Origin of the sequence: Burkholderia sp. 22088 (genome assembly GCF_052045915.1) — a bacterium.
GTDB lineage: Bacteria > Pseudomonadota > Gammaproteobacteria > Burkholderiales > Burkholderiaceae > Burkholderia > Burkholderia cepacia.
In genome coordinates this window covers 24,275-47,536 of record NZ_JBQEPY010000028.1, presented here as the reverse complement: position 1 = coordinate 47,536, position 23,262 = coordinate 24,275, and the positions used below count along the sequence as shown (strand labels likewise).

Below are 23,262 nucleotides of genomic sequence, written 5' to 3'. Positions count from 1 at the left end.
CCTGACGCGGTGGCGACGCGCCCGGTGACAAAGGCGCGCGCGTGACCGGCGCGCACGACGTCGGCGCAGGTCGCGGACGAAGCGCAACCGGCCGCCGCGCGGCGACGGCGAGACGGCGCGCACGCGCGCGCCGCATACGGGATTCGCATGTCTCCCCCACCCAGATGGATTCGGCCTGTCAGCGGCCGTGTCCAAAGATCTTATGAAACCTTTTATTGGTATTCAAGTGGTATCAATCTGGCGCTAAATTGGCATCGGCGTGTCCGGCCTGCCCGGCGTGTCGGAGCGAAAAAAAACCTCGCGCGAGGCGAGGTTCCTTCCGGGCGGCGGCCGGCCGATCGGCCGAACGCGTCAGTTGCGGGTTACGCGTGCTTCCTGCGTTTTCTGCCGCGCTTCGAGCCACATCGCATTCACGATGCCGAACGACAGCGCGACGCCGATACCGAGAATCCAGCTGAAATACCACATGATCCGACTCCTTGCGAAACGGGGGCGGCGGGGCGCCTGCGCGCCCCGGCCGGGTTCAATACATCGAATGCGTGTTCTCTTCGAGCACCTCGCGCGTGACCTTGCCGCGCATCACGCGATACACCCAGCTCGTGTAGAGCAGGATGAGCGGCAGGAACACGATCACCGCGAACAGCATCACCTGCAGCGTCATGTGGCTCGACGTCGAATCCCACACGGTCAGGCTGCTCCTCGGGTCGAGCGACGACGGCATGATGAACGGGAACATCGAGAAGCCGGCGGTCAGGATCACGCCGACGATCATCAGCCCCGTGCAGAAGAAGGCCGTCTTCTCCTGCTTCGAGCCGGCGAGCAGCATCGCCAGCAGGCCGCCCGCGATCCCGACGACGGGCGCCGCGATCATCCACGGGAATTCGCCGTAGTTCGCGAGCCACAGGCCCGAGCCCGCGGCGACGTCCTTGAGCAGCGGGTTCGCGACCGTATCGGTCGGCGCGGCGTGCGTGATGTGGAAGCCGCCGATGGTCGACGCGATCAGCACGCCGGCCAGCACGAACAGCACGACCGCGAGGAACGACGCCACGCGCAGCGCGACCGACGCGCGGCGTGCGATCACGCCTTCCGTCTTCATCTTGATGAAGGCCGCGCCGTGCGCGACGAGCATCGTGAGGCTGACGAGCCCGCACAGCAGCGCGAACGGGTTCAGCAACGCCCAGAAGCCGCCGTAGTAGGTCACGCGCAGGTCGCTGTCGAACTTGAACGGCACGCCTTGCAGCAGGTTGCCGAACGCGACGCCGAACACGAGCGCCGGCACGAAACCGCCGACGAACAGGCCCCAGTCCCAGCCCGCGCGCCAGCGCGGGTCAGGGCGCTTGCTGCGGTAGTCGAAGCCCACCGGCCGGAAGAACAACGCGAACAGCACGAGCAGCATCGCGAAGTAGAAGCCGGAGAACGACGCCGCGTAGACGAGCGGCCAGGCCGCGAACATCGCGCCGCCGGCCGTGATCAGCCACACCTGGTTGCCTTCCCACGTCGCACCGACGGTGTTGACGATGATGCGGCGTTCCTCGTCGGTCTTGCCGAGGAACGGCAGCAGCGCGGTCGCGCCCATGTCGAAGCCGTCGGTGACGGCGAAGCCGATCAGCAGCACGCCGACGAGCAGCCACCAGATCAGCTTGAGAGTTGCATAGTCCATAGCGATTCCTTGTTCCGTTTCGGGTGCGTGCTCAGGCCGTGGCGCGCTCGCTGGCGGCCGCGAGTTCGTGGTGATAGCGGCCGGTGTGCAGCGACGACGGGCCGAGGCGCGCGTACTTGAACATCAGCTTGATCTCGATGACGAACAGCGCGGTGTAGAACGCGATGAAACCGGCGAGGCTCAGGTACAGGTCCGTCGACGTCAGGCTGGACGCGGACAGATGCGTCGGCAGGATGCCCGCGATCGTCCACGGCTGGCGGCCGAGCTCGGCGACGACCCAGCCGAATTCCGCGGCGAGCCACGGCAGCGGGATCGCCCACACCGCATAACGCAGGAACCAGCGGCGGTTGTCCTGCAGCAGCTGCCGGCGCGCGCAGAGCCAGAACGCGGCGACGAAGGTCGCGAGGAACAGGAAGCCGAGGAACACCATGATCCGGAACGAGAAGAACACGGGCGCGACCGGCGGGATCGTCTTCTTCGCGGCGGCCTTGATCTGCTCCGGCGTCGCATCGACCACGTTCGGCGTGAACTGCTTGAGCATCAACCCGTAGCCGAGATACTGCTTGTGCTGGTCGAACAGTGCGCGGGTCGCATCGCTCGTGTCGCCTTCCTTGATCTTCTGCAAGGCGCCGTACGCCACCATCCCGCTCTGGATGTGCTCCTCGCTGCGCTTCGCGAGTTCGCGCAGGCCGATCACCGGCTCGTCGATCGAGCGCGTCGCGATCAGGCCGAGCGCGTACGGGATCTTGATCGCGTAGTCGGTGCGCTCTTCCTTCTGGTTCGGGATGCCGATCAGCGTGAACGAGGCCGGCGCCGGCTGGGTTTCCCATTCCGATTCGATCGCGGCGAGCTTCATCTTCTGCACTTCGCCGGTCGTATAGCCCGACTCGTCGCCGAGCACGATCACGCAAAGCGTCGACGCGAGACCGAAGCCGGCCGCGACCGCGAACGAGCGCAGCGCGAAGTCGGTGTCGCGCTTCTTCAGCAGGTACCACGACGAGATGCCGAGCACGAACATCGCGGCCGTCACGTAGCCGGCCGACACGGTGTGCACGAACTTCACCTGCGCGACCGGGTTGAACAGCACGTCGAACAGGTTCGTCAGCTCCATGCGCATCGTCTGGTAGTTGAACTCGGCGCCGACCGGGTTGTTCATCCAGCCGTTCGCGACGAGGATCCACAGCGCGGACAGGTTCGAGCCCAGCGCGACGAGGAACGTGACCATCAGGTGCTTGACCTTCGACAGGCGGTTCCAGCCGAAGAAGAACAGGCCGACGAACGTCGATTCGAGGAAGAACGCCATCAGGCCTTCGACCGCGAGCGGCACGCCGAAGATGTCGCCGACATAGTGCGAGTAGTACGACCAGTTCGTGCCGAACTGGAATTCGAGCGTGATGCCGGTCGTCACGCCCATCGCGAAGTTGATCCCGAACAGCTTGCCCCAGAACTGGGTCATGTCCTTGTAGACCTGTTTGCCGGTCATCACGTAGACGGCTTCCATGATGACGAGCAGCCAGGACAGGCCGAGCGTCAGCGGCACGAACAGGAAGTGGTAGAGCGCCGTGATGCCGAACTGCAGACGCGACAGATCGACGACTTCGCTACTTATCATGGTGGTCTCCCTCGGTGGGTGCAGGCGCCGGCACCGAGAGCAGCTTCTCGGCGACGGCGGCAGGCGGAAGCGACATGTGCTCGGCCTGCGGATGATTGAAGAATGCGTATTTGAGCGACATCAGGAGGATCAGCTTGACGATCAGCACCAGGCTGATGTCGCGGGCGAGGGTCGGGCCGCGTGCCCATGCGGCGATGCGCGCACGCCAGCCGATCGTGCCGGCCGGCCGCGGGGGAGGCGGCGCAGGCTCTTTATTGATCGAGATCAAGGCGATTATCCTGAATCGATTTACGTCGGATTGGGGGCGACTTTACGTCGGATTTATGACGGCCGTGAAGCTGTTTTAATCCTTTTGCGCCTGACATGCCAATTTTAAAAGGACTGCTTTCCGATGCCGAGTGCTGCGCTGCGGCAGACCGTCGCGAAACACGGGCCGAAACTTGAGGCAGATCAAGGTTATGCGGAAGGGGCCCGCAAACCGTCCAATACCTGATTAAACAGGTCAATTGATCGACGGAGAAATGAGCGAAGAAGCGGGCGGAGTGGCGAGGGATAAACCGGCTAAAAACCGGTGAAAAAGTCGGGCGAAAAAAAACCGCTGCCGGTCAGGCAGCGGTTTTCGATGAAGCTTTCCGAATCGCCGGTATTTATGCGTATTCGGCGAGGGCGGTGCGCATCTTCTTCATCGCGCTCGCCTCGATCTGGCGGATGCGTTCCGCCGACACGCCGAACTCGGCGGCGAGATCGTGCAGCGTCGAGCCGCCCGAGCCGTCGTCGTCGACATGCAGCCAGCGTGCCTCGATGATGCGGCGGCTGCGCGCGTCGAGCGCGTCGAGTGCCTGCGCGATGCCGTCCGTCTGCAGCGAGTCGCGCTGACGCGCGGCGAGCACGGCGGTCGGTTCGTTGTGCGAGTCGGCCAGGTAGGCGATCGGTGCGTACGACTCCTCGCCGTCTTCGACCTGCCCTTCGAGCGCGATATCGCCGCCCGACAGGCGCGTTTCCATTTCGGTCACGTCTTCGCGCTTGACGTTGAGCTCTTGTGCGAGGCCGTCGATTTCCTCGGGCGTCATCGCCTGCATGCTCTTCTTGTGGCTGCGCAGGTTGAAGAACAGCTTGCGCTGCGCCTTCGTCGTCGCGACCTTCACCATGCGCCAGTTGCGCAGGATGTACTCGTGGATCTCGGCCTTGATCCAGTGGATCGCGTACGACACGAGACGAACGTTCTGGGCCGGATCGAAGCGCTTCACGGCCTTCATCAGGCCGATGTTGCCTTCCTGGATCAGGTCGCCGTGCGGCAGGCCGTACCCGAGATAGTTGCGCGCGATCGACACGACGAGCCGCAGGTGCGACAGCACGAGGCGGCGTGCCGAGTCGAGATTGTTGCTTTCGCGGAATTCGGTCGCGTACTGGCGTTCCTCTTCTGCCGTCAGCAGCGGAATGCGATTGACGGCCTGGATATACGCGTCGATGTTGCCAAGCTGGCCCGGCAACATCGATTGAGCTGCGAGCGCCAGCGAGCCTGCCGATTCGGCCTTGGCCGGCGCCGGGCTCAGGGTGTTCGGGAGGGTCAGGGCGTTGCTCACTAAAAACTCCTTTGGAATCAGGGACAAACCCCCGGTCTCGAATGAGATTCCGTGGGGCATCTTAGCACTCCCGCAAGCTGAGTGCTAATTCCTTAGAGCAAGCGTGGGCATCGGAGTTCCCGTTTTTCTATCGAGTTAGTCGAGTCGATAGTCTATTTTGCGACAGGGGAGGCGACGCGAAGTTCCGTAAGCCGTTGTTTCAGATGGTAATCAGTAGACGATTTCAATTTTTGTTGTTTTGGAAGGAAGCCATTTCGCTTCGTGATGCCGATCCGAAAAGTCCTTTACCATACCATTCACTTCGCTCGAGCCGGCCGAAGCGGCAGGTTCCATTCAACCCACAAAGTTGGAGTGTCAGATGAACAATAAGAAGAATCGCCGGCCCCGCAGCCGGCTTGTCCTGCACGCGATGCTGGCGGCGTCCCTTCTGGGAGGATCGGGTGCGGCATTCGCGGATCGATGGGGGATTCAGGCGGGCGGCGGTTTTTCGGATCGCCACGGGGTCGACAAGGGCGATCTCGGCGTGGTGTGGGATCCGGGCTGGAACTGGTGGGAAATGGGCGGTTGGCACTTCGCGTTCGTCGTGGAAGGGCACGCCGGCTACTGGCACACGGGCGGCAACGTTCACGGCAGCATCGGCGAATTCGGCGTGACGCCGTTGTTCCGCTTCATCAAGAGCGCCGGGGAGATTCGCCCGTTCATCGAGGCTGGCGGCGGCGTCCGGTTGCTGACGCACCCGACGATCTCGGATCATTTCTCGCTGGGAACCGCGTTCCAGTTCTCGCCGACCGCGGGGGTGGGCGTGCAGTTCGGCCAACGGCAACAGTATCAGGTCGGCTACCGTTTTGAACATGTGTCTAACGCGGGTATCAAAGAGCCGAATCCTGGTATAAATTTCCACCAGTTCTACGTGCAGTACAACTTCTGATCCGCACGCCCGCGCACGGCGTGCGCGTTGCCGAGGAGTCAGGCGATGGCGAAGGTGATCGATGCGATCCGCGCGCTCGAGCGCGATCGGTTCCGGGCGATGGTGGACGGCGACGGCGAGGCGCTCGGCGCGCTTTTGTCGGACAAGGTGTTCTTCGTGCACACCAACGGCAAACGCGAAACCAAGCAGCAGTTCATCGACGCCATCGTCGCCGGCCGCCGCCGCTATCGCCAGATCGAAATCCAGTCGCAGGACGTGCTGCCCGTCGGCGATGAAACCTGCGTCGTCACCGGGCGTGCGTTGATCGAGATGGAAACGAACAACGGCGGCCTGGTCTTCCCGATTGCGTATACCTCCGTCCACACCCATGAACAGGGCCGCTGGAGCCTGTTCGCGTGGCAGGCGACGCGGTGCGCGACCGAGACATGAGCGCGCGTGGCGCCCGTTTTCATGTCCCGATCGAAGCGGCCTTCTGGGCCGCTTTTTGCTGCCTCGTGCGGCGCGGATCGCGCGGCGCACGAGCGGTCACGCACCGCTCGCTGACGTTTGAACCCTGAAACGGAACCGGCCGTCAGGCCGCCGCGCGGCGATCCGCGCAGTGCCAGGCCGAGCGGTTGATCGCGCTGACGAGCGCATCGAGCGCGGCGCCCGCCGCATCGGCGTGCAGGCCGACGCCGTGCCGCAGCGGCGCATCGCCGACCCGGCAACCCACCGATACCGCGATCCGCCCGTCCGTCGTGCGCGCGTGTTCGCACGAAGCAATGTCGATCGCGACGCCGGCGGCGGCCGCGAATGCCGCGGCCAAACGTCGCACGGCATCGTCGGGTGCGATATCCGCCGCGGGCGCCGTCGCGATCTCGCGGTTCCGCCAGCGCGCGCCGTTGCCATGGCGCGCGGCCGGGCCGTCGGTGTCGAAGAATTCGCGCGCGAACAGCGCGCAGATCGCGTCGCCCGTCACTTCCTCTCCCGACGCGTCGGCAAGCGTCTGCACCGCGTGGCTGAATTCGATCTGCACGCGCCGCGTCGGCGTGAAGCCCATCCCGCGTTCGAGCAGGAACGTCGCGCCGCCCTTGCCGGACTGGCTGTTGACGCGGATCACCGCGTCGTAGCTGCGGCCGAGGTCGGCCGGGTCGATCGGCAGGTACGGCACTTCCCACGGCGCGTCGGGGCGCTGCTGCGCGAAGCCCTTGCGGATCGCGTCCTGGTGCGAACCGGAGAACGCGGTGAACACGAGGTCGCCTGCGTACGGGTGGCGCGGATGCACGGGAATCTGGTTGCAGCGTTCGACGACGCGGCGCACCGCGTCGATGTCGGAGAAATCGAGGCCCGGATCGATGCCCTGCGTGTAGAGATTCAGCGCGAGCGTGACGAGATCGACGTTGCCGGTACGCTCGCCGTTGCCGAACAGGCAACCCTCGATGCGGTCGGCGCCCGAGAGCAGCGCGAGCTCGGCCGCCGCGACCGCCGTGCCGCGGTCGTTGTGCGGATGCACGGACAGCACGATGCTGTCGCGATACGCGAGGTTGCGGTCCATCCATTCGATCTGGTCGGCGAACACGTTCGGGCTCGCGGCTTCGACGGTGGCCGGCAGGTTGACGATCATCTTGTGGTCGCGGGTCGGGCGCCAGGTTTGCGCGACCGCGTCGCAGATCTCGCGTGCGAACGTCAGCTCGGTCATGCTGAAGGTTTCCGGCGAGTACTGGAAGGTCCACTGCGTGTCGGGGCGCGCGGCAGCGTGCTCCTTGATGATGCGCGTGCCGTCGACCGCGAGCGCCTTCACGTCGGCCTTCGACATCCCGAACACGATGCGGCGGAACGACGGGCAGACCGCGTTGTACAGGTGCACGATCGCGCGCGGCACGCCTTCGAGCGCGTCGAACGTGCGAGCGATCAGGTCTTCGCGCGCCTGCACGAGCACTTCGATCGTCACGTCATCGGGAATCCGCTTGTCGTCGATCAGCTTGCGGACGAAATCGAAGTCGGTTTGCGACGCCGACGGAAAACCGACCTCGATCTCCTTGAACCCGATCGCGACCAGCATCTCGAAGAATTCGAGCTTCTGCTCGATGCTCATCGGCTCGATCAGCGACTGGTTGCCGTCGCGCAGGTCGGTGCTCATCCAGACGGGCGCGCGCTCGATGGTGCGCGACGGCCATTTGCGGCCATTGAGGCGGACGGGCTCGAACGGACGGTACTTGTCTTGCGGATTGCGCTGCATCTTCTGGACCTCGGGTCTCAAGTCGCGAGCGAAGACGGGCGGCATGGGCGACGGTTGGCGCTGCCTCGCTCCGCGGCACGTGAGCGCGCTGCGGATGCGGACGATCTTCGCGAATCGGCCGACGGATAGACGGACGAATGCTGACGACTTCGGGTTGTAAAAACTGCGAGAGGGGTACTGCGAGGAACTGCTGGGAGGGACCGTGCGGACAGCACACGGCGCTACGACAGCCTTAGGCTAGTCGTAGCGATAGCGGCCGCGCTAGGCGGCCGGAGGTAATTCGGAGGGTGTTCGGAAAGGAACGCATGACGGCAACTCTATGCCAGGATGCGCCCGCGTGTCAAATGCCCGGCGCGCGGGGCCGGTTCGCGGGCGTGCCGTCAGCGCGCGATGCGGGTGATCTGCACGATCGTCGCGACCTGGCGGGCGACGGTGTCGGGCACCGGCACCTCGCCGCGCAATACGGCGTCCGTCCACGCGGCCGTCGTGGCCGCATCGCGCGATTCGGGCAGGGCGACGGGGGGCGCTTCGGTCGACGAGCGCTCGGCCTCGATCAGCGTGTCGCACACGCCGTCGTGCAACCAGTCGACCTGCACCTGGCGCCGCGTGTCGGCAACGGCTTCGCCCTCGGTGCCGCGCGCGAGCAGCGCGCCGCCGAGCGCGGCGTCGGGATGGTCGCGGAACAGCTGCGCGAGGCTGTCGCGGTACGGCGGGTGCGTGTAGTTGACGAGCCGCAGGCCGGCCGGTGCGAACGGCTGCAGGATCTTCACGAGCGTGTGCGTCGAATTGCGCACACCGAGCACGCGGCGCATCGACAGCAGGCGCGCGATGCGCGGCGCCAGCACCTCGATCGACGCGAACGCGACGCGGCGCTCGGCAAGCGTGTCCTCGATCGCATCGTGCGACGCCGACGGCGCAAGCGACAGCGCCGAGAAGATCTCGGCGCTCGTCACGCGGCCCGGATCCTGCTCGACACCATGCACGAGTACCGGCACGCCTTCGCGCGCGAGCAGCAGTGCGAGCAGCGGCACGAGGTTCGGCTGCTTGCGCGCGCCGTTGTAGCTCGGGATCGCGACGGGACGGAACGCCGCGTCCTGTACGTGCACGGGCTCGAACGACGCCTGCGCGGCGGCGAGCATCGCGGCCAGCTCGTCGGCGGATTCGCCCTTCAGCCGATAGGCGATCAGGATCGCGCCGAGTTCGACATCCGACACGCGCGCGTCGAGCATCGCGCGATAGAGCTCGAACGTGTCCTCGGCGGACAGCGCGCGTGCGCCGTTCGGGCCGCGGCCGATTTCCTTGATGAAGCGGGCGCACGGGAACGGAACGGCGGCGGGATCGTGGGAAGCGGTCATCGGGGCGTGGGGCGGGCGGCCGGCATCGGGCCGCGCTGTGAGCGGTGAGGAATGCCCGAGTATCGCACGGGCGCGGACGACGCAAGCAAGGGGGGCGCATCGCGGCGCGCTACACTCTGCTTCCCGGCGGTGCGCGCGCCGGCTGCGCCGCGCCCGTGCCGTTGCCGGCCGAATACGACTACGAGAGACATCCCATGAAGCTTTACAGCTATTTCCGCAGTTCCGCGTCGTACCGCGTGCGGATCGCCCTGAACCTGAAGCAGCTGCCGTTCGACTATGTTCCCGTGCACATGCTGCGTGACGGCGGCGAGCAACTGAAGGACGCGTACCGCGCGCTGAATCCGGACGCGGTCGTGCCGACGCTGACCGACGGCGACGCGACGCTGCAGCAGTCGCTCGCGATCATCGAATATCTCGAGGAAACCCATCCGGAACCGGCGCTGCTGCCGAAGCAGCCGGTCGATCGCGCCTATGTGCGTGCGGTCGCGCTGCAGATCGCGTGCGAAATCCATCCGCTCAACAACCTGCGCGTGCTGAAGTACCTGAAGCACACGCTGAAGGTGCCCGAAGAGGCGAAGAACGCGTGGTACCGGCACTGGATCGAGGCGGGCTTCGAATCGCTCGAGACCCGTCTCGCGAGCGATCCGCGCACCGGCAAGCTGTGTTTCGGCGACACGCCGACACTCGCCGACGTGTGCCTCGTGCCGCAGGTGTTCAACGCGAACCGCTTCTCGATCGACACGACGCGCTATCCGACGATCCAGCGGATCGTCGACCACGCGTCGACGCTCGATGCGTTCAAGGCCGCCGAGCCCGGCGCGCAGCCCGACGCCGAATGAGCGCGGTGCGCCCGGCATGCATGACCGGGCGCGCATGAAAAAGGGCGCCCGAAGGCGCCCCGTGCGATGCGTGCCGGCGGTGTTCAGCCGAGCAGCGCGTCCGCGAATTCGACCGCGCTGAACGGCTGCAGATCCTCGACCTTCTCGCCGACGCCGATGAAGTAGACCGGCACCGGGCGCTGCCGCGCGATCGCGGCGAGAATCCCGCCCTTCGCGGTGCCGTCGAGCTTCGTGACGATGAGGCCGGTGAGGCCGAGCGCGTCGTCGAATGCCTTGACCTGCGTGAGCGCGTTCTGGCCGGTGTTCGCGTCGATCACCAGCAGCACTTCGTGCGGCGCGCCGTCGTGCGCCTTCGAGATCACGCGCTTCACCTTCTTCAGCTCTTCCATCAGGTGGAGCTGCGTCGGCAGGCGGCCGGCCGTGTCGGCCATCATCACGTCGATCTTGCGCGCGCGCGCGGCGCTGACCGCGTCGAAGATCACCGCGGCCGGATCGCCGCTTTCCTGCTGCACGACCGTCACGTTGTTGCGCTCGCCCCAGACCGCCAGCTGTTCGCGCGCGGCCGCGCGGAACGTGTCGCCCGCGGCCAGCAGCACCGACTGGTCGAAGCTCTGCAGATGCTTTGCGAGCTTGCCGATGCTGGTCGTCTTGCCCGCACCGTTCACGCCGGTAATCATCATCACGAGCGGTTGCGCGCGGCCGAGCATCAGCGACTTCTCGAGCGGCGTCAGCAACTCGACGAGCAGGTCGTGCAGCGCGGCCTTCACCTGCTGCGGGTCGGTCAGGCGGCCCGCGCGCACCTTTTCGCGTAGCGCGCCGAGCAGGTACTCGGTCGCGTCGACGCCCGCGTCGGACATCAGCAGCGCGGTTTCGAGCTCCTCGTACAGATCCTCGTCGATCTTCGTGTTGACGAAGACGCCGGTGATGCTCGAGCCCGTCTTGGCGAGCCCCGTTTTCAGGCGGGCGAGCCACGATTTCTTCGCGGTGGCGTCCTGCAGCGGCGGCGGAACGATTTCGACCGTCTCGACGACTTCGTCGCGCCCGTCGTTGGTCGGCGTGACCGTCATCACGACGGCCGGCGCGGCCGGTTGCGCGGGCGCTTGCGGCACTTCGGCCGCAGGCGGGGCCTCGACCGCGGGCGCATCGGACGGTTCGTCCGTTTGCTGCGCGTCGGCCGATTGCGATTCCGCCGGATCGGGCTCCTGCGTTTTCTTGAATCGTTTGAAGAAGCTGAACATGGTCTGACGTCGGGAAGAGGGCGGGCCGCCGCCGGAAGCGGGGCACCGGACGGGCCGTCCTGCGTTCGCGCGGGCGCGGCGCACGGCGGCCGAAACCGTGCATTTTATCAGTGCGGCGTGGCGCTCGCGTCAGTGCGCGCCGCCGCTGTGGTAACGTGCGCCTGTTTGGCGGTGCGCCCCTGCGCGCGCCCGGTCCCTCCGTCGTCGATATTCCGTATGTCCCGTTCCTCTTCCGGCCGCCCGGCGGCCCCCTCCAGCCGCGGCAAGCCGCACACGATCCGCATCATCGGCGGCGACTGGAAACGCACGCCGCTCGCGGTGCTCGATCTCGACGGCCTGCGGCCGACGCCCGATCGCGTGCGCGAAACGCTGTTCAACTGGCTCGGCCAGGATCTCGAAGGCCGGCGTTGCCTCGACCTGTTCGCGGGCACGGGCGCGCTCGGTTTCGAGGCCGCGTCGCGCGGCGCGGCGAGCGTCGTGATGGTCGAGCGCCACCCGCGCGCCGCGCAGCAGCTGCGTGCGATCAAGGACAAGCTCGGCGCGCGTGCGGTCGAGGTCGCGGAGGCGGACGCGTTGCGGCTCGCGGCCGGGCTCACGCCGGGCGCGTTCGACGTCGTGTTTCTCGATCCGCCGTTCGGCGAACCGGCTGTGCTCGATCGCGCGGTCGCGCTGGCGGCGCCGCTCGTCGCGGCGGGCGGCGCGCTGTACGTCGAAACGGGGGCGGAACTCGACCCGGCCGCGCATGATGCGCTCGCGGGCTGGGAGGTGGTGAAGCACGGCAAGGCCGGTGCGGTTCACTATCATTTGCTGCGGCGCGAAAATGATGAATAATGCGCGTTCCATACGAGGCGGCGCGCTGCAAAGGCGACGCATGCCCATCTCGGCAGTCGCGTGCGCATGGCACCGCTGCCATCCCGTTTGCGTGATGACAGGAGGAGCGACATGGTAGTCGCCGTGTATCCCGGTACGTTCGATCCGCTGACGCGCGGGCACGAAGACCTCGTGCGGCGTGCGTCGAGCATTTTTGATACGCTGGTGGTCGGTGTGGCCGACAGCCGCGCGAAAAAGCCGTTCTTCTCGCTGGAAGAACGTCTGACGATTGCTAACGAGGTACTCGGCCATTACCCGAACGTGAAGGTGATGAGTTTCACCGGCCTCCTGAAGGACTTCGTCCGCACCAACAACGCACGCGTGATCGTGCGCGGCCTGCGTGCCGTGTCCGATTTCGAATATGAGTTCCAGATGGCGGGGATGAACCGCTATCTGTTGCCCGACGTCGAGACGATGTTCATGACGCCGTCCGACCAGTACCAGTTCATCTCGGGCACGATCGTGCGTGAAATCGCGCAGTTGGGCGGTGATGTCAGCAAGTTCGTGTTCCCGTCCGTCGAGAAGTGGCTGACCGAGAAAGTGACGGCGATGGGAGGCCCTGCCGCGTGACGCGGCGCCGGCCGGTTTCGTCGCGAAGCCGGCCGCCGGCCTGAAGAAGTGAGATCAGTATGGCTTTGATGATTACCGACGAGTGCATCAATTGCGACGTGTGCGAGCCCGAGTGCCCGAACGGCGCGATTTCGATGGGCCCGGACATCTACGTGATCGACCCGAACAAGTGCACCGAGTGCGTCGGCCATTTCGACGAACCGCAGTGCCAGCAGGTGTGTCCGGTCGAATGCATTCCGCGCGATCCGCAGCATGACGAATCGCACGCGCAATTGATGGAGAAGTACCACGCGTTGATCGCCGTGAAAGGCGACGACGCGTCGTGACCCCGCGGTGACGCGCGCGCCTGGGTTCTTCGGCACGCGCGTTACGCATCCGGACCGGCGCCGCCTGGCGCCGGCCTTCATGTCAGGCCAGCAGCTCGCGCAACGCCGCGACGAGCGCATCGCATTCGGCATCGGCGCCGACGGTGATGCGCAGGTGCTGGTCGATTCGCGGCAGCCCGAAGTGCCGCACGAATATTTCCCGTTCCTTCAGTTTGGCCGCGATGGCGCCCGCGTCGTGCGCGGGATGGCGTGCGAACACGAAATTCGCGGCCGACGGCACGACGTCGAAGCCGAGCGTGTCGAGCGCGTGCGTGAGCCGCGTCCGGCTGTCGATCACGCGCCGGCAGGTTGCGCTGAAATAATCGGTGTCTTCGTATGCCGCCTGCGCGGCGACTTGCGCGAGCCGGTCGAGCGGGTACGAGTTGAAGCTGTCCTTCACGCGGTTCAGCGCGTCGATCAGCGCGGCATCGCCGAATGCGAAACCGACGCGCATGCCCGCGAGCGCGCGCGCCTTCGACGTCGTGTGCACGACGAGCAGGTTCGGGTAGCGGTCGATCAGCGCAATCGCGGACTGCGCGCCGAAGTCGACATAGGCTTCGTCGATCACGACGACCGACGACGGATTCGCGGCCGCGATCCGCTCGACATCCGCGAGCGGCAGCGCGCGCCCGGTCGGCGCGTTCGGGTTCGGAAACAGCACGCCGCCGGCGTCGTCGAGATAGTCGTCGACGCGGATCGAGAAGTCATCCGCGAGCGGCACGACCGTCGTCTCGACGCCGTACAGGCGTGCATAGGTCGGATAGAAGCTGTACGTGATGTCGGGGAAGCGCAGCGGCCGGTCGTGCTTGAGCAGCGCCTGGAATGTGTGCGCGAGCACCTCGTCCGAGCCGTTGCCGACGAACACCTGCTCGGGCTGGATGCGGTGATGGGCCGCGACCGTCTCGCGCAGCGCGCGTGCAACCGGGTCCGGATAGCGGCGCAGCGTGTCGCCGGTCGCGCCGAGTTCGCGTGCGATCGCCGCGACGATGCGCGGCGACGGCGGATAGGGATTCTCGTTGGTGTTCAGCTTGACCGGGTGTGCGAGCGCGGGCTGCTCGCCCGGCACGTAAGGCACGAGTTGCTGAACGACGTCGCTCCAGTAACGGCTCACCGCTTGGCTCCTGTCGGGCAAAGCGACCAGATTACCGCAAGTATGCGCAGGATGGGGCGGGCGGCGCCGCCCGGCGACGCCGGGCGGCGCGATGGATCGTCGCGGGGCGCTGCGGTCAGTTGCGATGCAGTTGCATCGTCGCGCGGTCGAGTTCGCCCTTGACGACCATCGGCATCACGGCGAGTGCGCGCTCGATCGACGCGTCGATCACGTCCTGTTCCTCGCGACGCGGCGGCTTCAGCACGAAGTTCGCGACATCGGGCTTCGCGCCGGCGCGGGCGCTTTCCGGAATCAGGTCGCGCGGATGGCCGATGCCGATCCGCAGCCGCCAGTACTGTTGCGACGACAGGTGTGCGGTGATGTCCTTCAGGCCGTTGTGGCCGCCGCTGCCGCCGCCGAGCTTCAGCTTCACGGTGCCGGGCGGCAGGTCGAGCTCGTCGTGTGCGACGAGGATCTGGTCGGGCAGGATCTTGAAGAACTGCGCGAGCGCGACGACCGACTGGCCGGAGCGGTTCATGTAGGTTTGCGGCTCGAGCAGGTGGACTTCCTCACCGTGCAGGCGCGCTTTCGCGTAGAAGCCATGGAAGCGGCGTTCGTCGCGTAGCGTCGCGCCTGCTTCGCGGGCGAGCTGGTCGATCAGCCAGAAGCCGGCGTTGTGGCGCGTCGCAGTGTATTCCGCCCCGGGATTGCCGAGGCCGACGATCAATTTGATCATGACGTTTCGAAGGCGGCAGCCGCCGCCTGGGCGCAGAAAAAGAAAAACCCGCCGGGCAAGCCGCGGCGGGTTGCGTCGACCGTTTCGTGAAACGGATCGATGGGGCGCGTAGGCGGCCGCTTAGGCAGCCGGCGTTTCGCCTTCGGCTGCGTCCGACACGGCACCAGCCGGGACCGTCGCCGATGCGACAACCGGGTTTTCCGCGTCGACGTGCGCGACCAGCGCGACGCCCTTCGGCAGTGCGATGTCCTTCGCGTGCAGCGATTGACCGGCTTCGATCTTCGACAGGTCGACTTCGAGGAACTCCGGCAGGTCAGCCGGCAGGCACTCGATTTCGATTTCCGTCGCGACGTGCGAAACGACCGCGCTCGACAGCTTCACGGCCGGGCTGATTTCAGCGTTCAGGAAGTGCAGCGGAGCCTTCGTGTGCAGCTTCTTCTTCGCGTCAACGCGCTGGAAGTCCACGTGCAGCACCAGTTGCTTGAACGGGTGGTATTGCACGTCGCGCAGCAGAACCTGTTGCGACTGGCCAGCCACTTCGAGGTCGAGGATCGACGAGTGGAAAGCTTCCTTCTTCAGGGCGTGCCACAGGGCGTTGTGATCGAGTTCGATCTTTTGCGGGGCTGCTTCGCCACCGTAAACGATACCCGTGGTCTTACCGGCGTTGCGCAGGCGGCGGCTCGCACCCGTACCTTGCTGTTGGCGCTCGAAAGCGACGACTTTCATATGATTCTCCAATGGCTGCCCGCGACCAGGCAGTAAAACGGGGCCGTCAAATGTCGGCCCCCGATGAAGCGGACGGGGTTTCGTCTATCCCGTCCGATTGTGCAAAAAGCGAAGCGTTGCCGCTTCGCTTTCTGCGCATACTTTGTTCAGTCGATTCGCGATCAGGATTCCGCGAACAGCGACATCACCGAATCGCCGCGGCGGATCCGCGAGAACGTTTCGGCCAGCAGGCTCGCGCTCGTCAGTGCACGGATCTTCGAGCAGCCGAGCGATTCGGCGGACAGCGGGATCGTGTCGGTGACCACCAGCTCGTCGAGTGCCGACGCGGCGATGCGATCACCCGCGCCACCCGACAGCACCGGGTGCGTCGCGTAGGCGAAAACCTGTTTCGCGCCGCGCTCCTTCAGCACTTGCGCGGCCTTGCAGAGCGTGCCTGCCGTATCGACCATGTCGTCCATGATCACGCAGGTGCGGCCTTCGACTTCACCGATGATGTTCATCACTTCGGAGACGTTCGCCTTCGGGCGACGCTTGTCGATGATCGCGAGATCGCAGTTGAGCTGCTTCGCGAGTGCCCGGGCACGCACCACGCCGCCGACGTCCGGCGACACGACGAGCAGATCCGGGTAGTTCTGCTTGCGCAGGTCACCCAGCAGGATCGGCGTTGCGTAGATGTTGTCGACCGGGATGTCGAAGAAGCCTTGAATCTGGTCGGCGTGCAGATCCATCGTGATGATCCGCTCGACGCCGGCGATTTCCAGCATGTTCGCGACGACCTTCGCCGAGATCGCAACGCGCGCCGAACGCGGGCGGCGATCCTGACGGGCGTAGCCGAAGTAGGGGATGGCTGCAGTGATCCGGCCGGCGGATGCGCGCTTGAGCGCATCGACCATGATCATCAGTTCCATCAGGTTGTCGTTCGTCGGTGCGCACGTGGATTGCAGGACGAAGACGTCCTTGCCGCGCACGTTTTCCTGGATCTCGACCTGGATCTCGCCGTCGGAGAAACGGCTGACCATTGCTTTGCCGAGGGGGATACCAAGGATATTGACGACTTCCTGGGCGAGCGCGGGATTCGCGTTGCCAGTAAAGACCATCAGGCCATCATGGCTGTGGCTGCTCATCGTGCACCTGCTTCAGGCTTGGGCGGGAAATGCGGGAAAATTTTTTGGCAGGGGAGGAAGGACTCGAACCCTCGCATGCCGGAATCAAAATCCGGTGCCTTGACCAACTTGGCGACTCCCCTACACTTAACTGACTGCTTTACCGAACTCGTGTAGGCCGTTCGGCAAAGTAAAACTTCATGACGCGAAAGCGAAGAGCGGATGCTCGTCCAGACTCTCGGCAACTGCACCATTCCAACTGGCGGGCAGCTTGGCTTTCGCCGCTTCTGCCTCGTGCTTGCTGTGAAACGCTGCAAACACGCTTGCTCCGGAGCCGGTCATCCTCGCGGGGGTCAAATCATACAACCATTTAACCGCCTGCGCAACTTCCGCGTACTTCCTTGTTACAACTTCCTGCATGTCGTTCCGGCCGAAACTGTCTGGCCATCCCGCATCGCTGGTTTGCTGTGCAAGAAAGTCAGCAATTGTGACGGGCTTCGTATCTCTTGTCAACAACTCATCTGAAAATATTTCAGCGGTCGGGACATGAACGCTTGGCGTCACAACCAAGAACCAGCGAGTCGGCAATTGTACCTCAGCTAATTCTTCTCCGATACCCTCTGCGAACGCATTTTTTCCAAAAATAAAAAACGGGACGTCTGCGCCGAGTTTGACCGCGAGCGACTGAAGCTCGGCGCGAGGCAGGTCGAGTCGCCACAGGCGGTTCAGTGCGAGCAGCGTCGTTGCGGCGTCGGAGCTGCCGCCGCCAAGGCCGGCCCCCATCGGCAGGCACTTGTCGATCTCGATGTCGACGCCGTGCGCGGTGCCCGTATGTGCTTTCAGCAGGTTGGCTGCGCGCACGACGAGGTCGCTTTCCTCGGGCACGCCGGGCACGTCGGTGACGCGCGCGACGCGACCGTCGTCGCGCAGCGTGAAATGCAGCGTGTCGCCCCAATTCAGCAACTGGAACACGCTCTGCAGATCGTGATAGCCGTTCGGGCGGCGGCCGGTGATGTGCAGGAACAGGTTGAGTTTCGCGGGCGCAAGGCAATTGCGCAGCGAGCGGGTCGAATCGGTCATGCGTATGTCTGGGCTGGGCCGGTGCTCACTGGTCGAGCACGAGCTTGATGTCGAGCGGCGGGGTCGCGCGCACGAGGTTGACGCGTTTGACGCCCGTGGCCGGGGCATCCGCGTAGGCAAGGTAGTCGATCGTCCAGCCATCCTGGCGGATCTGCTTGACGCGCGTGCCGTCGGCCGGGTCGCGTACCGTTTCCGCAGGGGTCGCGGGCGCGGCCGTGGGCAGCAGCCAGTAGCGCAGGCCCGCGAGCGGCAGTTCGAAGCCGAGCGTTTTCTGCATCAGGTCGCCGACGTCCGGCGCATATTGCGTCGGACGGTTCGGCAATTCGAGCGATGCCGCCTGCGGCGTCGATTTCACGACCGCGAGCGTCTGGCCGAGCGGGCTGCGCAGCTCGAGCGACACGTCGTCGCCGTGCTCCTGCCAGTCGAAGTTGCCGTACACGTTCTGCTGCTTGCCGAGACGGTCGTCGTACTGCACCGCGAAGCGGCCATGGTAAGCGTGCGCTGCGGCGGTCTGCAGCGGCGCGCCCGTCGGCACGCCGGCCGACGGCGGCGTGCTCGCGCAGCCGGCGAGCGCGAGCGCCGCGCCGGCTGCGGCCAGCGTGCGCTGCGCGCGGGAGGACAGGGAAATCGTCGGGAACATCTGCATCAGAGGCCGTTGATCTGGAGGCGTTTCAGCGTCTGCACGAGCGTGTCGTTGTCCGGCTCGAGCTTCTGCGCGTCACGCCACGCGGAACGCGCGTCGTCCTGCGCGCCGCTCTTCCACAGCACTTCGCCGAGATGCGCGCCGATTTCGGCGTTCGGCTGCAGTTCGTACGCGCGCCGCAGCACCTTCGCCGCGCCGGCCGTATCGCCCATCCGGTACTTCACCCAGCCGAGACTGTCCATGATGTAGGCGTCGTTCGGCGCGAGCGTCATCGCCTTGTCGATCAGCTTGCTGGCTTCGGGCAGTCGCTGGTTGCGGTCGGCGAGCGAATAGCCGAGCGCGTTGTACGCCTGCGGATTGTCGGGCTGCGTGCGGATCAGCTCGCGCAGCTGCTTTTCCATCGTCGTGTAATGGCCGGTTTTTTCGGCCGCCATCGCGTAGTCGTAGCGCAGGTCGGGATCGTCCGGGAAGTCCTGGACCGCCTGCCCGAGCCGGGCCTCGGCTTCCGGGTAGCGCTTCGCGGTGAACAGGATCGACGCGTCGGTGCGAGCGACCACGGCGGCATCGCGCGGATCCGTGATCGGCAGGTCGTCGAGCACCTTGCGCGCCTCGTCGGTCTTGCCCTGTTTCTGCAGCAGTTGCGCGCGCGTGATCTGCGCGGGGAGATAGTGCTGGCTCGTCTGATCGACCTTGTCGAGCCATTGCGACGCCAGCGCGTCGTTGTTCTGGTCGATCGCGATCTGCGCGAGGTAGATGTAACCCTGGCCGACGTCGAGGTTCGGCTGCTTGTCGCCGAGCTGTACGTACTGCTTCAGGTAGGCGGTGGCTTCGTCGAGCTTCTTCTGCTGGATCTTGATCAGCGCGAGCGCCATCAGCGGCGTCGGATCCTTCGAGTCGAGCTTGCGCATCGTCTCGAACTGCTTCTGCGCGTCGTCGAGGCGATCGTCGGCGAGATAGAGCTGCGACAGCGCGAGCCGCGCATCGCGCGACTTCGGATTCTGCTGAACATACTTCTCGAACGACGCGATGCCCGCCGCGCGTTCCGCAGGCCCCATCTGCGACAGCATCAGGGCCGCCGGCAGGTAGTCGGGGCGGATCTGCAGCGCCTGCTTCAGCGATTGCGCGGCGCCGTCCTTGTCGTCGACCGCAAGCTGCTGGCGCGCGATCGCGAGCTGAGCCTCGGGCCGGTTCAGGTCGTTCTTCAGCATGTCCTTCAGCACCGCGAGGCCGCCGACGCGGTCGGGGCCGCGCACGAGCAGCGCCTGCAGCGCGAGGATCGCCGGGCCGCGCGTCTCGCCGGTCGCCCGGGCCAGCTCGCGCGCGAGCATCGGCTGCGCGTCGGCCGGCTTGCCGGCGAGCACCAGCAGCGCGGCGTCGACTTGCGACGCCCGGTTCGATTCCGGTGCGTACTGGCGCCACAGGTTCGCGGCGGACAGCGCGTCGGCCGGGCTCTGCGCACCGAGCGCGATCTCGGTCGCGCGCTGGGCCATGCGCGGATCGCGCGTGTCGCGGGCAAGCGCGAGGTAGGTCTGGTAGGCCGGCGCGGGCTGGTTGCGCTGGAGCGCGACCTCGGCGGCGAGCACCTGGTAGACGATCTGGCTCGTCAGCGGAACGCCGGGGAGATTCTTCTGCTCGTCCGGCATCACGTGCTCGAACGCGCCCTGCGGTTCCGCGTCGTCCGATGCCGGATCCTGCGCGTGAGCCGGGAAGGCGGTGAGGGTCCAGGCGGCGAACAGCGCGGCGCCGAGCGCACGGCGGACCGGGAAGGCACGCGCGCCGCGCACGGCGGCGGGGCGCTTCAGAAGCAGCTTCGAGGGCAGGGTCATGGAAATCCGTTCGATGTTTCAACCGATTGTAACGCGCTCGCTACAATACACGCACGATCGTGAATCCAGCCTCAGACCCGTAAAACATGCCAGAGTTGCCAGAAGTCGAAGTCACGCGCCGGGGCATCGAGCCCTTTGTCGCAGGCCGCCGCGTCGAGCGAGTCGACGTCCGTACCGAGATGTTGCGCTGGCCCGTGCCGGCAGGGCTCGCCGAGCAGTTGCGCGCGCGCGAGGTGCTCGCCGTCGAGCGTCGCGGCAAGTACCTGCTGTTCGAGGTCGACGCAGGCTGGTTCATCGTCCATCTCGGCATGACGGGCACGCTGCGCGTGCTGCCCGCCGACGGCGTGCCGGTCGCCGCCAAGCATGACCACATCGACTGGATCTTCGACGAATTCGTGCTGCGGTTCCGCGATCCGCGCCGCTTCGGCGCGGTGCTGTGGCACCCGCGCGAAGCAGGCGACGTGCATGCACATCCGCTGCTCGCGAGCCTCGGCGTCGAGCCGTTCTCGCCGGCGTTTACCGGCGCGCTGCTGCACGCGCGCACGCGCGGCCGCACCGTTTCGGTCAAGCAGGCGCTGCTCGCGGGCGACATGGTCGTCGGCGTCGGCAACATCTATGCGTCGGAGAGCCTGTTTCGCGCGGGCATCCGGCCGACGACGGCCGCCGGCAAGGTCTCGCTGCCGCGCTACGAGCGGCTGGCCGACGCGGTGCGCGCGACGCTCGCCGACGCGATCGAGCGTGGCGGCAGCACGTTGCGCGATTTTGTCGGCAGCAACGGCGAAAGCGGCTATTTCCAGCTCGACTGCTTCGTCTACGACCGTGCCGGCCAACCCTGCCGTGTATGCGGCACACCGATTCGCCAGATCGTGCAGGGCCAACGGTCGACTTATTTTTGCCCGACCTGCCAGCGTTGAAACCTCAGCGTTGAAACCTTATTCCCCGATCAGATAACTTGAAGCCGCCCCGCATCGCCCCCGCTCCGTTCCCCGTCACGCCGCTGCATCGCACGTTCGCCACGCGCCTGGTCGCATGGCAGCGCGAGCATGGCCGCCACGACCTGCCGTGGCAGAACACGCGAGATCCGTACCGGATCTGGCTGTCGGAAATCATGCTGCAGCAGACGCAGGTATCGACCGTCATCCCGTATTACACGCGCTTTCTCGAACGCTACCCGGACGTCGCCGCGCTCGCGGCCGCGCCGACCGACGACGTGATGGCGCTGTGGGCGGGGCTCGGTTACTACTCGCGCGCGCGCAATCTGCACCGCTGCGCGCAGGCCGTCGTCGCCGAGCACGGCGGCGCGTTTCCGGCGACGCCCGACGCGTTGGCCGAACTGCCGGGCATCGGCCGTTCGACGGCCGCGGCGATTGCGTCGTTCGCGTACGGCGCGCGCGCGACGATCCTCGACGGCAACGTGAAGCGCGTACTTGCGCGGGTTTTCGGCGTCGAGGGCTTTCCGGGCGAGAAGCGTGTCGAGAACGACATGTGGGCGCTCGCCGAATCGCTGTTGCCCGACGCCGCGAATGCGGCCGACGTGAGCGCGTATACGCAGGGGCTGATGGATCTCGGCGCGACGCTGTGCGTGCGCGGCAAGCCCGATTGCGCGCGGTGCCCGTTCGCGGGCGATTGTGTTGCGCAATCGACGGGCCGCCAGCGCGAGCTGCCGGCCGCGCGGCCGAAGAAGGCGGTGCCGACACGCAAGACCTGGATGCTCGTGCTGCGCGACGGTGACGCCGTGCTGCTCGAGCGCCGGCCGCCGACCGGCATCTGGGGCGGGCTGTGGAGCCTGCCGCAAGCGGACGGCGACGCCGCGCTCGCGGAACTCGCGCGCGGTTTCGGCGGTGGCGGCACGGTGCCGCTCGCGCCGCTCACGCACACGTTTACGCATTTCCGGCTCGAGATCGAGCCTCGGCTGAGCGATATGGCCGACGGTGGCGGCCTGCCTTCGGGGGCGCGGGATGCGGATACCGCGTGGGTCCCGCTGAGCCGGCTCGACGCGTACGGCGTGCCGGCGCCCGTGCGCAAGCTGCTCGATGCGCTGAGCGGGCCGCTGTTGTAACGAACGGGAAGGGCGCGGCGCGGGCTGCGTTCGGGAAGGCGCCGGGATACCGCTTGCGGGAAAGGTCTTCCGGCGGGTGCGACGCGCGACGGAATCGGCCGCGGTAGTTACAGCCAGCCGTGCCGGTCGAGCACGTGGTGCACGGCATCGATGCGCGCGCCGACGTCCGGAAACTCCATCAGCTTCTGCCGCGCGCGCAGGTCGAGCGGCAGCAGTTCCGCGAGGCGGTTCGACACCCAGCTCGGATCGTCGAGGCGGAACGGTTCGCCGAACGGCATTTTCTCCGGATCGGACTTCTTCAGCGCGTTGATGATGCGCTCGAGCACCTCGGCGCACGAGCCGAATTGAGCGAGCGCCTGCTCGCCTTCGAGCGGGATGTCGTCGGGCAGCGGCTCAGCGATGCCGACCAGCAGCCCGTTGCCTTCCACGCGATACGACAGCAGCTCGAAACGCTGCGTGCCGACGGCCTGCAGATAAAGCATGCCGAATTCGCCGGTATCGCACTCGGTGATGCGCGCCATGCAGCCGATGGTCTCGGGCACCGACACGGCGCCGTCCTGCGCGACTTCGGGCCCGCTCTTCAGCAGGCACACGCCGAACGGCGCGTTGTCGCGCAGGCACGCGCGGGACATGTCGAGATAGCGCGCCTCGAACACCTTGAGCGGGAGCAGCCCCCCCGGAAACAGCACCGTGTGCAGCGGAAACAGCGGCAGGTCGATCAGGGTGGTCGATAGGGAGGACATGGCGCGCGGGCGTTGGGG

The 23,262-nt window shown here is 66.2% G+C and carries 24 protein-coding genes and 1 tRNA gene; 8 read left to right on the top strand and 17 right to left on the bottom strand.

What is annotated here, in order from left to right:
* Positions 1-351 precede the first annotated feature (351 nt).
* From cydX to rpoH, 5 genes are all read right to left on the bottom strand, one after another.
* Positions 352-468 carry a cytochrome bd-I oxidase subunit CydX gene (gene cydX / locus ACTJLD_RS38335; protein ID WP_021163033.1) on the bottom strand — a complete coding sequence of 39 codons (117 nt, stop codon included), beginning with the start codon at positions 466-468 and terminating at the stop codon, positions 352-354.
* A 55-nt stretch (positions 469-523) separates the two neighbouring features.
* Positions 524-1,660 (bottom strand): cytochrome d ubiquinol oxidase subunit II, encoded by a 1,137-nt coding sequence (gene cydB / locus ACTJLD_RS38330; protein WP_119338374.1) that lies wholly within the window; start codon positions 1,658-1,660, stop codon positions 524-526.
* Between the two features lie 31 nt (positions 1,661-1,691).
* Entirely contained in the window at positions 1,692-3,272 is a 1,581-nt protein-coding gene (locus ACTJLD_RS38325; RefSeq protein ID WP_027789086.1) for a cytochrome ubiquinol oxidase subunit I, read from the bottom strand.
* Positions 3,262-3,546, bottom strand: a complete 285-nt coding sequence (cydP, locus tag ACTJLD_RS38320; RefSeq protein WP_027789087.1) for a cytochrome oxidase putative small subunit CydP — start codon at positions 3,544-3,546, stop codon at positions 3,262-3,264. The genes ACTJLD_RS38325 and cydP overlap by 11 nt, the downstream gene beginning before the upstream one ends.
* A 373-nt stretch (positions 3,547-3,919) precedes the next feature.
* Complete coding sequence (gene rpoH, locus ACTJLD_RS38315; RefSeq protein ID WP_059695066.1) at positions 3,920-4,855, bottom strand: RNA polymerase sigma factor RpoH; 936 nt, start codon at positions 4,853-4,855, stop codon at positions 3,920-3,922.
* 358 nt (positions 4,856-5,213) lie between these two features.
* On the opposite strand from rpoH, the gene ACTJLD_RS38310 reads away from it, so the two are divergent.
* Both ACTJLD_RS38310 and ACTJLD_RS38305 read left to right on the top strand, forming a co-directional pair.
* Entirely contained in the window at positions 5,214-5,783 is a 570-nt protein-coding gene (locus tag ACTJLD_RS38310) for an acyloxyacyl hydrolase (RefSeq protein WP_021163039.1), read from the top strand.
* Positions 5,784-5,828: 45 nt separating this feature from the next.
* A complete protein-coding gene (locus tag ACTJLD_RS38305) occupies positions 5,829-6,212 on the top strand; it encodes a nuclear transport factor 2 family protein (protein WP_027789089.1) in 384 nt (127 codons plus the stop codon).
* Positions 6,213-6,354: 142 nt separating this feature from the next.
* Here the strand turns inward: ACTJLD_RS38305 and leuA are convergent, their stop codons facing one another.
* A complete protein-coding gene (leuA, locus tag ACTJLD_RS38300) occupies positions 6,355-8,001 on the bottom strand; it encodes a 2-isopropylmalate synthase (protein WP_440661393.1) in 1,647 nt (548 codons plus the stop codon).
* A 380-nt stretch (positions 8,002-8,381) separates the two neighbouring features.
* Positions 8,382-9,356 (bottom strand): DNA-binding protein YbiB, encoded by a 975-nt coding sequence (gene ybiB / locus ACTJLD_RS38295; RefSeq protein WP_027789091.1) that lies wholly within the window; start codon positions 9,354-9,356, stop codon positions 8,382-8,384.
* A 194-nt stretch (positions 9,357-9,550) separates the two neighbouring features.
* Here ybiB and maiA point away from each other — a divergent pair, with 194 nt between their 5' ends.
* A complete protein-coding gene (gene maiA, locus ACTJLD_RS38290) occupies positions 9,551-10,195 on the top strand; it encodes a maleylacetoacetate isomerase (RefSeq protein WP_060084181.1) in 645 nt (214 codons plus the stop codon).
* Between the two features lie 83 nt (positions 10,196-10,278).
* Here maiA and ftsY read toward each other — a convergent pair whose 3' ends face one another.
* Entirely contained in the window at positions 10,279-11,433 is a 1,155-nt protein-coding gene (gene ftsY, locus ACTJLD_RS38285; protein ID WP_021163045.1) for a signal recognition particle-docking protein FtsY, read from the bottom strand.
* Between the two features lie 216 nt (positions 11,434-11,649).
* Between ftsY and rsmD the strand changes: the two genes are divergently transcribed.
* The 3 genes from rsmD (at position 11,650) to ACTJLD_RS38270 (ending at position 13,199) form a co-directional block, all read left to right on the top strand.
* The gene (gene rsmD / locus ACTJLD_RS38280) at positions 11,650-12,264 is read left to right on the top strand and encodes a 16S rRNA (guanine(966)-N(2))-methyltransferase RsmD (protein WP_027789093.1); all 615 of its coding nucleotides are present in this window, start codon (positions 11,650-11,652) and stop codon (positions 12,262-12,264) included.
* A gap of 111 nt (positions 12,265-12,375) precedes the next feature.
* Entirely contained in the window at positions 12,376-12,873 is a 498-nt protein-coding gene (coaD, locus tag ACTJLD_RS38275; RefSeq protein WP_021163047.1) for a pantetheine-phosphate adenylyltransferase, read from the top strand.
* Positions 12,874-12,932: 59 nt separating this feature from the next.
* On the top strand, positions 12,933-13,199 hold the full coding sequence (locus ACTJLD_RS38270) for a YfhL family 4Fe-4S dicluster ferredoxin (RefSeq protein ID WP_006477774.1): 267 nt from the start codon (positions 12,933-12,935) through the stop codon (positions 13,197-13,199).
* 82 nt (positions 13,200-13,281) lie between these two features.
* Here ACTJLD_RS38270 and hisC read toward each other — a convergent pair whose 3' ends face one another.
* The 8 genes from hisC to ACTJLD_RS38230 form a co-directional block, all read right to left on the bottom strand.
* Positions 13,282-14,349, bottom strand: coding sequence for a histidinol-phosphate transaminase (gene hisC, locus ACTJLD_RS38265; protein ID WP_440661390.1), 1,068 nt, complete (start codon positions 14,347-14,349; stop codon positions 13,282-13,284).
* Positions 14,350-14,464: 115 nt separating this feature from the next.
* Positions 14,465-15,064, bottom strand: coding sequence for an aminoacyl-tRNA hydrolase (pth, locus tag ACTJLD_RS38260; protein ID WP_021163050.1), 600 nt, complete (start codon positions 15,062-15,064; stop codon positions 14,465-14,467).
* A 120-nt stretch (positions 15,065-15,184) separates the two neighbouring features.
* Positions 15,185-15,790: a 50S ribosomal protein L25/general stress protein Ctc gene (locus tag ACTJLD_RS38255; RefSeq protein ID WP_027789095.1), complete on the bottom strand. Its 606-nt coding sequence runs from the start codon at positions 15,788-15,790 to the stop codon at positions 15,185-15,187.
* Between the two features lie 161 nt (positions 15,791-15,951).
* Positions 15,952-16,914 carry a ribose-phosphate pyrophosphokinase gene (locus ACTJLD_RS38250; protein WP_027789096.1) on the bottom strand — a complete coding sequence of 321 codons (963 nt, stop codon included), beginning with the start codon at positions 16,912-16,914 and terminating at the stop codon, positions 15,952-15,954.
* A 45-nt stretch (positions 16,915-16,959) separates the two neighbouring features.
* Positions 16,960-17,036: transfer RNA gene (locus tag ACTJLD_RS38245), tRNA-Gln, on the bottom strand.
* Positions 17,037-17,091: 55 nt separating this feature from the next.
* Positions 17,092-17,973 (bottom strand): 4-(cytidine 5'-diphospho)-2-C-methyl-D-erythritol kinase, encoded by an 882-nt coding sequence (gene ispE / locus ACTJLD_RS38240; RefSeq protein WP_060084184.1) that lies wholly within the window; start codon positions 17,971-17,973, stop codon positions 17,092-17,094.
* A 25-nt stretch (positions 17,974-17,998) separates the two neighbouring features.
* Complete coding sequence (lolB, locus tag ACTJLD_RS38235; RefSeq protein ID WP_440661389.1) at positions 17,999-18,619, bottom strand: lipoprotein insertase outer membrane protein LolB; 621 nt, start codon at positions 18,617-18,619, stop codon at positions 17,999-18,001.
* Complete coding sequence (locus tag ACTJLD_RS38230) at positions 18,619-20,442, bottom strand: tetratricopeptide repeat protein (protein ID WP_027789099.1); 1,824 nt, start codon at positions 20,440-20,442, stop codon at positions 18,619-18,621. The genes lolB and ACTJLD_RS38230 overlap by 1 nt, the downstream gene beginning before the upstream one ends.
* An 86-nt stretch (positions 20,443-20,528) precedes the next feature.
* On the opposite strand from ACTJLD_RS38230, the gene mutM reads away from it, so the two are divergent.
* Complete coding sequence (gene mutM, locus ACTJLD_RS38225) at positions 20,529-21,356, top strand: bifunctional DNA-formamidopyrimidine glycosylase/DNA-(apurinic or apyrimidinic site) lyase (RefSeq protein ID WP_059688686.1); 828 nt, start codon at positions 20,529-20,531, stop codon at positions 21,354-21,356.
* A gap of 38 nt (positions 21,357-21,394) precedes the next feature.
* Entirely contained in the window at positions 21,395-22,501 is a 1,107-nt protein-coding gene (gene mutY, locus ACTJLD_RS38220) for an A/G-specific adenine glycosylase (RefSeq protein ID WP_027789101.1), read from the top strand.
* A gap of 107 nt (positions 22,502-22,608) precedes the next feature.
* On the opposite strand, the gene ACTJLD_RS38215 is transcribed toward mutY, so the two are convergent.
* Entirely contained in the window at positions 22,609-23,244 is a 636-nt protein-coding gene (locus tag ACTJLD_RS38215; RefSeq protein ID WP_027789102.1) for an LON peptidase substrate-binding domain-containing protein, read from the bottom strand.
* Between the last annotated feature and the right edge of the window lie 18 nt (positions 23,245-23,262).

Excerpts from the sequence above, each read along its gene's own strand:
- cydX (WP_021163033.1), bottom strand. The coding sequence starts at position 468 with ATGTGGTATTTCAGCTGGATTCTCGGTATCGGCGTCGCGCTGTCGTTC.
- cydB (WP_119338374.1), bottom strand. The coding sequence starts at position 1,660 with ATGGACTATGCAACTCTCAAGCTGATCTGGTGGCTGCTCGTCGGCGTG.
- ACTJLD_RS38325 (WP_027789086.1), bottom strand. The coding sequence starts at position 3,272 with ATGATAAGTAGCGAAGTCGTCGATCTGTCGCGTCTGCAGTTCGGCATC.
- ACTJLD_RS38310 (WP_021163039.1), top strand. The coding sequence starts at position 5,214 with ATGAACAATAAGAAGAATCGCCGGCCCCGCAGCCGGCTTGTCCTGCAC.
- ACTJLD_RS38305 (WP_027789089.1), top strand. The coding sequence starts at position 5,829 with ATGGCGAAGGTGATCGATGCGATCCGCGCGCTCGAGCGCGATCGGTTC.
- leuA (WP_440661393.1), bottom strand. The coding sequence starts at position 8,001 with ATGCAGCGCAATCCGCAAGACAAGTACCGTCCGTTCGAGCCCGTCCGC.
- ybiB (WP_027789091.1), bottom strand. The coding sequence starts at position 9,356 with ATGACCGCTTCCCACGATCCCGCCGCCGTTCCGTTCCCGTGCGCCCGC.
- maiA (WP_060084181.1), top strand. The coding sequence starts at position 9,551 with ATGAAGCTTTACAGCTATTTCCGCAGTTCCGCGTCGTACCGCGTGCGG.
- ftsY (WP_021163045.1), bottom strand. The coding sequence starts at position 11,433 with ATGTTCAGCTTCTTCAAACGATTCAAGAAAACGCAGGAGCCCGATCCG.
- rsmD (WP_027789093.1), top strand. The coding sequence starts at position 11,650 with ATGTCCCGTTCCTCTTCCGGCCGCCCGGCGGCCCCCTCCAGCCGCGGC.
- coaD (WP_021163047.1), top strand. The coding sequence starts at position 12,376 with ATGGTAGTCGCCGTGTATCCCGGTACGTTCGATCCGCTGACGCGCGGG.
- ACTJLD_RS38270 (WP_006477774.1), top strand. The coding sequence starts at position 12,933 with ATGGCTTTGATGATTACCGACGAGTGCATCAATTGCGACGTGTGCGAG.
- pth (WP_021163050.1), bottom strand. The coding sequence starts at position 15,064 with ATGATCAAATTGATCGTCGGCCTCGGCAATCCCGGGGCGGAATACACT.
- ACTJLD_RS38255 (WP_027789095.1), bottom strand. The coding sequence starts at position 15,790 with ATGAAAGTCGTCGCTTTCGAGCGCCAACAGCAAGGTACGGGTGCGAGC.
- ACTJLD_RS38250 (WP_027789096.1), bottom strand. The coding sequence starts at position 16,914 with ATGAGCAGCCACAGCCATGATGGCCTGATGGTCTTTACTGGCAACGCG.
- ispE (WP_060084184.1), bottom strand. The coding sequence starts at position 17,973 with ATGACCGATTCGACCCGCTCGCTGCGCAATTGCCTTGCGCCCGCGAAA.
- lolB (WP_440661389.1), bottom strand. The coding sequence starts at position 18,619 with ATGCAGATGTTCCCGACGATTTCCCTGTCCTCCCGCGCGCAGCGCACG.
- ACTJLD_RS38230 (WP_027789099.1), bottom strand. The coding sequence starts at position 20,442 with ATGACCCTGCCCTCGAAGCTGCTTCTGAAGCGCCCCGCCGCCGTGCGC.
- mutM (WP_059688686.1), top strand. The coding sequence starts at position 20,529 with ATGCCAGAGTTGCCAGAAGTCGAAGTCACGCGCCGGGGCATCGAGCCC.
- ACTJLD_RS38215 (WP_027789102.1), bottom strand. The coding sequence starts at position 23,244 with ATGTCCTCCCTATCGACCACCCTGATCGACCTGCCGCTGTTTCCGCTG.